The 2,366-nt window shown below is 31.8% G+C and carries 2 protein-coding genes; both read left to right on the forward strand.

All coding sequences use genetic code 11. The annotated features are described in order from the left end of the window. The first annotated feature begins 264 nt into the window (after positions 1 to 264). On the forward strand, positions 265 to 414 hold the full coding sequence (locus V7183_RS20680; protein ID WP_335360674.1) for an aspartyl-phosphate phosphatase Spo0E family protein: 150 nt from the start codon (positions 265 to 267) through the stop codon (positions 412 to 414). Positions 415 to 765: 351 nt separating this feature from the next. Continuing rightward, positions 766 to 2,166 (forward strand): protoporphyrinogen oxidase, encoded by a 1,401-nt coding sequence (locus V7183_RS20685; protein WP_335360675.1) that lies wholly within the window; start codon positions 766 to 768, stop codon positions 2,164 to 2,166. The last annotated feature ends 200 nt before the right edge of the window (positions 2,167 to 2,366 follow it).

Consider the following 2,366-nt stretch of genomic DNA (forward strand, 5'->3'; position numbering starts at 1 on the left):
ATATACATTTATAAATATATATAGTCCATTACTTTTTTATTTATAAAGGAATAGTTAAAAAATCTATTTTGTATCACTGATGGTGTACAACATTCTTATAATGGTGAGTAGCCCTTTCAAGATTTAGAGGGGTATAAAGGATAAAAAAATCCTTCGTTTGCCCTTAAAGATGTAAGATTTACATAGACATGGCACTTTTACTTATTATGTAAGTGATCTATACTAGGATACATAAATTTTAAAATTGGAGCGAGTAAACACGACATGGAGCTGAGAAAAGTAGAGGAAAACATTGAAGTAAAAAAAGAAGAACTCTTAATGCTTGTTTCGACTTATGGCTTTCAACATGAAAAAGTACTTGAAGTGAGTCAAGAAATAGACAAGTTAATAAATTGGATCATGTTATTGAAATAAAGAGCCCTTAATTGTTGTTTTACTTAAAAGTTTTTGGTTGTAACGAAGTTAAATAGTATGAACCTCGTTTTAGAATTCATCAAGATATAATTTGTTTTATTGCATAGAGGCTATATTGCAATGAAATAGAGAGAAAATCTTTCAGATAGAAAGTTAAGAGTTGCCCTATTGCAGTTATTCCTTTTGCCTAATCACCAAGTACATCATAATCAACCTGAAATGTGTTCGTATATATTATATATTGTCTAATTTTTTACAGACTGTGCAAGCTACTAGTCGAGAAAGCTAACTTTTGGGTATAATAATAAAGAAATTTATCAATTTATAGCATCGGTTAGGAGCTCAGTAGACATGAAAACAGTTGTTGTCGTAGGTGGAGGTATTACGGGACTCTCTACTATGTTTTACTTAGAAAGATTAAAAAAGGATTACAACGTAGATTTAAAATTGATCCTTGTAGAAAAAGAAGAATATTTAGGTGGGAAAATTCACAGTGTGAAAGAAAATGATTTTATTATGGAAACAGGAGCAGATTCAATTGTTGCCCGAAATGAAAATGTGATGCCCCTTGTAAAAGAACTGAATCTAGAAGACGATATGGTATATAACGAAACTGGTATTTCTTACATTTATTCAGAGGATGCGTTACATCCTATTCCTGCTGATACAGTATTTGGAATCCCTACAAGTGTAGAGTCGTTGTTTAACAGTACGTTAGTTTCAACGAAAGGGAAAATTATTGCACTGAAAGATTTTATTACTAAAAACAAAGGTTTTACGAAAGATACATCGCTTGCTTTATTTTTAGAAAGTTTTTTAGGAAAAGAGTTAGTTGAGAAGCAAATTTCTCCTGTTCTTTCAGGGGTGTATTCTGGTAAATTAAATGAACTTACAATGGCATCTACATTACCATATTTACTTGACTATAAAAATAAATATGGCAGTATTATTAAAGGATTTGAAGTGAATAAAAAACAATTCCAGACAGCTGGAAATAAAAAGTTTTTATCGTTCAAAGGAGGACTCTCTACGATTATTAATCGGTTAGAAGAGGTGTTGACTGAGACCGAAATAAGAAAAGGAGTAACAACGACGAATGTAAGTAGGATCGGTAATGAGTATGAAGTTTCTTTTTCGAATCAAGAGATAATAAAGGCGGATTATGTTGTTTTAGCTGCTCCTCACGATATTGCACAAACAGTATTAAATTCTACCCAATTAAACAGTGATTTCAATAAATTCAAAAATTCATCTCTTATTAGTATTTACTTAGGATTTGAAATACCTGATAATCAATTACCGGCAGATGGAACAGGCTTTATTGTTTCAGAAAATGGTCATTTATATTGTGATGCTTGTACATGGACAAGTAGGAAATGGAAGCATACATCAGATAAACAAAACTTATTAGTAAGAATGTTTTATAAAAGTTCAAATCCAGCGTATGAAAAGATTAAAAATAACAGTAAAGAAGAATTCATTCAAGTTGCTTTATCTGATATTAAAAAAAGTCTTGGAATTCAGGGCGAACCGCAGATTGTTGAAGTTACAAACTGGAAAGACTTAATGCCGAATTATCATTTAGAACATAATCAGGCAGTTCAATCTTTGAATGAGAAATTGTCAGCTGTTTTTCCAAATGTTTACTTAGCTGGAGCTTCATATTATGGTGTAGGCATTGGAGCTTGCATAGGGAATGGAAAGAATACGGCAGATAAGATTATGAAAACATTACATAATTGTTCGGAGTAATGCAATCTTTATATTTTTGATGAAATCCTCCTCTAGTATAAGAGGGGGATTTCGTACGTTGTTGCACCTATATAAATCCATTTTAATTTTTCGACATCTAAATCTCTGCTATGCAGAATAAAAAGGAACCTCCACTCGTTTGTTCTTTCTGTTTTTACTTCGCATGTGGCAGAAAAAGGACCCGACCGTTTCTATGCATG

The organism is Bacillus sp. JJ1127 (genome assembly GCF_036965845.1).
Classification (GTDB): Bacteria; Bacillota; Bacilli; order Bacillales; family Bacillaceae_G; genus Bacillus_A.